The 5,858-nt window shown below is 62.4% G+C and carries 6 protein-coding genes and 1 pseudogene; 1 reads left to right on the plus strand and 6 read right to left on the minus strand.

The window, feature by feature from the left end; all coding sequences use genetic code 11:
* Positions 1-638, minus strand: a 638-nt coding sequence (locus NW857_RS09925; RefSeq protein WP_414368834.1) for a DUF1611 domain-containing protein, incomplete at its 3' end; no start/stop codon positions are given.
* The gene (locus NW857_RS09930) at positions 638-1,690 is read right to left on the minus strand and encodes a dipeptide epimerase (protein ID WP_414333009.1); all 1,053 of its coding nucleotides are present in this window, start codon (positions 1,688-1,690) and stop codon (positions 638-640) included. The genes NW857_RS09930 and NW857_RS09925, both read right to left, overlap by 1 nt.
* Before the next feature lie 116 nt (positions 1,691-1,806).
* Between NW857_RS09930 and NW857_RS09935 the strand changes: the two are divergent.
* Positions 1,807-2,082: pseudogene (locus NW857_RS09935) on the plus strand (thiamine pyrophosphate-dependent enzyme); the annotation flags it as partial.
* Here NW857_RS09935 and pheA read toward each other — a convergent pair.
* From pheA to sppA, 4 genes are all read right to left on the minus strand, one after another.
* Positions 2,019-2,981 carry a prephenate dehydratase gene (gene pheA / locus NW857_RS09940; protein ID WP_414348294.1) on the minus strand — a complete coding sequence of 321 codons (963 nt, stop codon included), beginning with the start codon at positions 2,979-2,981 and terminating at the stop codon, positions 2,019-2,021. The pseudogene NW857_RS09935 and the gene pheA sit on opposite strands and share 64 nt — an antisense overlap.
* Positions 2,982-3,001: 20 nt before the next feature.
* Positions 3,002-3,370 (minus strand): late competence development ComFB family protein, encoded by a 369-nt coding sequence (locus NW857_RS09945; RefSeq protein WP_414333012.1) that lies wholly within the window; start codon positions 3,368-3,370, stop codon positions 3,002-3,004.
* Positions 3,371-3,473: 103 nt separating this feature from the next.
* Complete coding sequence (gene alr / locus NW857_RS09950) at positions 3,474-4,730, minus strand: alanine racemase (protein WP_414338488.1); 1,257 nt, start codon at positions 4,728-4,730, stop codon at positions 3,474-3,476.
* Between the two features lie 39 nt (positions 4,731-4,769).
* A complete protein-coding gene (gene sppA, locus NW857_RS09955) occupies positions 4,770-5,804 on the minus strand; it encodes a signal peptide peptidase SppA (protein WP_414333015.1) in 1,035 nt (344 codons plus the stop codon).
* Positions 5,805-5,858 lie beyond the last annotated feature (54 nt).

The raw sequence follows: 5,858 nt of genomic DNA on the forward strand, positions 1-5,858 counted from the left end.
TAGTCCACCCGCACCGCATCCAACGGGATCCCCTCGCCGCTGATGAGGATCCCGGTTTGTCCGGTGGCCAAAAAGCGGGAGCGCAGTCCCCGTCTCAGGCTGGCCCGGTGCAGCTCCAGGCTGGCGGACATTTTGCCCACGCTCATGTCGGTGCCCACCGTCAACACCCGTTTGCAGGGCAAGGTGCGGGCCAAAGCTTTTCCCACCGACAGGTTGGGGGGTTCGCGGCGAATGTCCCAGATCCAGGCTCCCGGCTGCAGCCACTGCCGCAACTGGGGATCCTCGGCCAGAGGCGTGTGGAGACCGTTCACCAGAGATAGGCCGGCTTGCAGGGCTTGGCGCAACTCCTCCCGCCAGGCTTGTGGCAACTGGCCGCCCGAAGGGGCAATCCCGATCACGAGCACTTCAGGCCGGTAGGCCAGCGCCTCCGCCACCGAGGCCACAATGGGAATGGCTTTGGCGATGCCGGTCAGATGAACCAGGGATCCCCCCGCCTGCTCCCGGTCGATCACCGCCACCACCGGGAAAGGCCCGTAGCGCAGCAGCCCCAAGCCCGTTTTGCCGTGCTCCCCCAGCAGGCCACCGTGGAGCAGGATGGCCACCCGAGTTTGGCTGGATAGGGATCCCGGCTTTCCCATTACTCCTCCCGCAGCTCTACCCCCAAGCCCGGTCGGTCGGTGGGGATGAGACGGCCCTCCTGCAGGACGGCCCCGACGAAGGGATCCTCGACAAGATTGAGGTGGCTGTCCAAATCCAGATAATCCACCAGTGGGGCCAAGTGGGCCGCCGCCGTATTCCCCAGAGCCGTGTTGCTGTAGCAGCCCAGCATCACCTGCAGCCCGTAAGATTTGGCCGTGTGGATCATGCGCCAGGCTTCGCTGAGGCCCCCACATTTCATCAGCTTGATGTTGATGCCGTGGACGCGATCCGCCAGGGCAGGAATATCGCGGCTGTCGCAGCAGCTCTCATCCACAAAGATGGGCAGCTTCGACTCGTGCCAGAGGGTGATCAGCTTCGCCTCCTGCCCCCTCTCCAAAGGCTGCTCTAGGTAGCTCACCCCTTGCCCCGCCAGCCAGTTGCTCATGCTCAAGCTCTGCTCCACCGTCCAAGCCCCGTTGGCATCCACTGTAATCAAGGATCCCAGCGGGATCACCTCTTGCACAGCAATCAGCATGTTCTGATCCGCCCTCAGCCCCAAGTCGCTACCCAGCTTGATCTTAAAGGCCCGCGCTTGGGTCTGTTCCATCCAGGCCAAGGCCCGCTGGCGGGCCGCTTGAGGGGTGGAAATGCCAATGGTCAACGTGGTGGACGGAATGCGGGAGCGATCCAGCCCCCACAACTGCCACAGGGGCTTCTCCAGTCGTTTGCCCATCCAATCGTGCAGAGCCATATCCACCGCCGCCCGCGCCGCCGACGGGATCCCGGCCTGCAGCAACTGAGCCTCGATTTGCTGGCGCTCCCAGGGGGAGTGGCGCCTCAGGATCCCTTTGGCCACATCTAGGCCCATGAGGATATCGTCCAGGGACTGGTGGCAGTCGTCGCCTAGCGAGAAGGGACAAGCCTCTCCCCACCCTTCAATCCCCTCTTCCTCGATCCGCACCCACGCCAGCGCAGCCTCACTGTAGGTACCTCGGCTGATGGTCAGGGCATAGCGCTTGTGAACGGTGAAAGCTTCAACATAAAACCGCATGGGCATCTCCAGAGGAGAGAAAGCTTTGAGGGGCAATTCCATTCGAGCTTAGCTCGGTTCCCACCGCCCCCTAGCTCAGAAAAAAAGTTATCCCCTGCCCTGTCCGCTGTCTATGGTGGAGGGCCCGCCTTTACTACTGCGACAAACCCAACACCTGTCTCATCTCCAATGGCTTTGCCGCCATGGGCATCGCCATTGCGGGGGCTTTGGCCGCTAAATTGGTACATCCTGACCGCCACATCGTGGCCGTGACTGGAGATGGCGGCTACGGGTTGATCGGGTGGCAGCAGTATGGCGTCAAGCTGGCGGAGAGCATGGGGCTCAAAGGCTACCCTGTCTCAGAGAGCAGGGCTCCTGCTGCTTGGGATAGACCACCCTGTTTGCAGAGGTCATGCACGGGGTAGCTGCCGAAGAGCTTCAAAGTTTCCGCAATCGCTTCCAGCGCCGCAATCACCTCTGCATCCAGATAGGGCTGGCCGACCGGATTCTCCAGATCGACAAAAAAGACATAAGTCCCCGCCGATTTTTTGGTGGGGCGCGATTCAATACGCGACATGTTCAAGCCCCGCTCCGCAAAGACTTGCAGCGGCTTCAGCAGCGCCCCCGGCACATTGTGGGGCAGGCTGAAGGCCAAGGAAGTGTGGGATCCTCCAGGGGAAGCGGGCGCCCCATCCTGTCGATCTGAAGGCGAAAGCGGCCCACGGCCCACCACCCAAAAGCGGGTGCAATTGTCGGGGTGATCGTTGATTGGGCAGGCCAAGACCGGCAACTGGTAGAGGGTGGCAGCTCGTTCTGAGGCAATGACGGCGGCGCCGGGCTGCTGCTGCAGGCGATCCAATTCTTCGGTGGTGGAGCGGGTTGGGATCAGCGTGGCTTGAGGCAAATGGGCTCTCAGCCACGCCTGACATTGGGCCAAAGCCTGCGGGTGGGAATAGACCTGCTCAATGTGCTGCAACTGCGAGGCACGTCCGATGAGGGCATGGCGAATCGGTAGGATCAGCGCCTGGCGGATGCTCAGCCCCTCCAGTTGCCAGAGGGCGTCCAAGGTCATGGAAACGCCGCCCTCTACCGAGTTTTCCACCGGCACCACCGCCCAGGGTTGCTGGCCGGCAGCTACCGCCTCCAAACAAGCGCTGATCGTCGGATAGGGCACCAAGGGATGGGATCCCTGGCTGTGCAGGTGAGGCTGCTCGGGGCAGGCCAGCAAAGCAGCCAGCTCCGTGTAGGTTCCGGCAGGGCCGAGAAAGGCCACCGGCGAAGCGGAAACGGTCACGTCAGCAGTGGGTAGCACTGTCGGGGGCATTCCTGCAATCAATTGTCGCTGGGGGCCAGCTCTAACTCGGTCGCGTCAGCGGTCTGGACGAGCAGCAGAGGACAGTCAGGTTCTGGGCAACGGGGATTGGCCGCCACCTTTTCCATGGCCTTCACCACCTCCAACCGGATCAGCCTCTGCAACTCCTGATCCGCTTGAATGGCTTCCAAAGTGTGAAGAGAGCCATGAAAACTGGTGGCGTAGCGAGGCTGGAGATTGTTCAAGGCCAGGGCGGCAGCATCGTGACAGAATCTCTCGCAGAAGCAGTAGCGCTGCTGGCTTTCCAGGAGGAGCATCTCGTTTATGGCTTCGAGGACGGCCCGCTCCATTTGATTTTCCAGCCTCCTCAGGGGTTTGCGTGTCTCCATGGCTGCCTCCTTGTAGCTTCCCTTACCGATGGCGAATTCCCCTTTAAGCGGGATCTGGCCAGCCGGAGTCTCTAGCGACCTCCTATCCTCTAGGGTACCCAGCTCAGCAAACAATGTTGGTGCTGGCAGCCTCTCCATTGACCAACACTCTCGGCAGACGAGCAGAAAGCCCACACAGCAGTTCGTAGGCAATGGTGCCCGCCTGGTCAGCCCAATCCTGCACAGACAAACCCATATTTGCCAGCTTGGGGCCCAGCAGCTCCACCACGTCCCCCACCTGTATATCCGGCCTCTCGGTGACATCCCACATACATTGATCCATTGTGATCGTGCCCACCTGTTGGATCAGGCCGCCGCGCACCCATCCTCGCAGCCAGCCGGAAAGCCGCCGTGGGATCCCGTCCGCATAGCCGATGGCCAGAGTGGCAATGCGACTGGGGCGAGAGGTGATGTAGCGATGTCCGTAGCTCACGCCGGTTTGGGCGGGCACGGTTTGAATGTGGGTCAGCCGCGCCTTGAGACGCAAGATCGGCTGTAAACCCGGCACCGGCAGGTGGGGAGCAGGCGACAAGCCATAGAGGACCAACCCCAACCGCACGCGGGAGTAGTGAAGACGGGCCAGAGCGCCGGCGGAGTTATCCAGATGCAACGGTGGCAAGGGATCCCCGGCTTGGCGAATCTGTTCCACCACCTGGGCAAAGCGGGCGTGCTGCTGTTCCATGGCCGGAGAATGGGGCTCGTCTGCCGTCGCCAAATGGGAAAACAGGCTACAGCCCGCCAGCTCCGGGATCCGACAAATCTGCCCCCACACGGCTGCGGCTTCGCTCCAGGGGATCCCCAAACGGGTCATGCCCGTATCTACATTGACATGCACCGGGACGGGTCGCCCGGCCCAGCGGGCCACCTGGCGCATCAGGGGGATTTGCTCGGCGCGGGTAAGGCTGACCTCCAGCCGAGCTGCCATGGCCTGCTGCAGCTCCGCCCAGGTGTTCAAAGCTCCCAAGACCAAAATCGGAGCCTGCAGCCCCATTTGCCGCAACTCGATCCCTTCCGCTAGGGTGGCCACACACAGCCCTTTGACGCCGGCAGCAACGGCCACAGGAGCCACCAAGTGGGCCCCATGCCCGTAGGCGTTGGCCTTGACCACTGCCCAGATCTCGGTATCCGGCGACAAGCGGGCCTGCAACAGCCGCAGATTTTCCCGCAACTGGGCCGCGTCGATTTCCACCCAAGCCCGACTGGTTGACAGCTCCAGGTCGATGGCGCCATCCTGCTCTGCCCCCTGGGATCCTTCCCTTAGGGCGCTCCCCTGATCCCCCCAATTGCTCCGCACTGCCTGCGGAACCGCTTCTCGATTCACCACTTCACCCCCCCACACCCAAACCGGTCGTGATTAGATTTAGCGCAAAGTCCGCTCCGGCGCCATCCACAGCAGCGGCACGTCTGGGATCCCAGCAACCGCGTCGCCGGCCAACAGCCGGCTCAGCCAAGCAGCTTGCCTTTGCGGGGACAATCCCTGGCTGAGCAGTCGTCGCAGTGCCCGTTGGAAGCCATCTCCCCCACCTGCGGGCGACAAAGAGGGATCCCCGGTCATGCGCCGCAGATCCTCCACCGCTTCGGTGTATCCCCCCAAAGCATCCACCAAGCCCACCTCCACAGCTTGCGCCCCGGTGAAGATGCGCCCATCGGCCAACTGTCGCACTCGCTCTTCGTCCAAGCTTTGTCGCCGCGCGATCATCTCTGCGTCCAACACCTGCTCTGCCCCTTTTGCTGGCAGGTGCTGGCGTCCTTGGGCCACATCGCGAATGAACTGGTCAAGGGTGTTCTCCACCAAGCCCTGCAGAAGGCGCTGCTCTTGAGGAGTGGCGCTGCGGAAGGGAGAGAGGATGTCTTTGTACTCGCCGGTTTTGAAGGTCTGCGGCTCGATGCCGTAGTTCTCCAGCAACTTGCCAAAGCTGAGGCCGCTGATGATGACCCCTATGCTGCCGGTCAAGGTGCCGGGGTTGGCATAGATTTTGTCGGCAGCACTGGCCACGTAGTACCCCCCACTGGCAGCAATGTCCTCCAGGATGGCGACCACCGGCTTGCCGGCTTCGTGTAGAGCGGTTACGGCACGGTAAAGTTCCTGGCTGGATCCCACGGCCCCGCCCGGGCTGTTGATGCGCAGCAATACAGCCTTGACGGCGCGGTCTTGCACTGCCTCCCGCAACTGTTCCACAGGAGAGGTGGGCAGGCCTACCAAAGTCGAGCCCCGTGGACCTCCTATCGTTCCTTCCAGGGTGACCACCTCGATGCGATCTGCCCCCCGCGCCGACTCCAGGCCAAGCCGAGCCGACTCTGAGGCAGGTCGTGTGCCGCCAACAATGGCCGCCATCAGGCAGACCACCAGCAAAGAAGCCGCCAAAATGCGGTTAAGCAGGGATTCCTCTGTCACAAGCCCCTCAATGTCACTGACTCTGTTCTATCACCCGGCAAGCTCCTCCGGTGG

It is taken from the genome of Synechococcus sp. H55.9, from assembly GCF_047462355.1.
GTDB lineage: Bacteria > Cyanobacteriota > Cyanobacteriia > Thermostichales > Thermostichaceae > Thermostichus.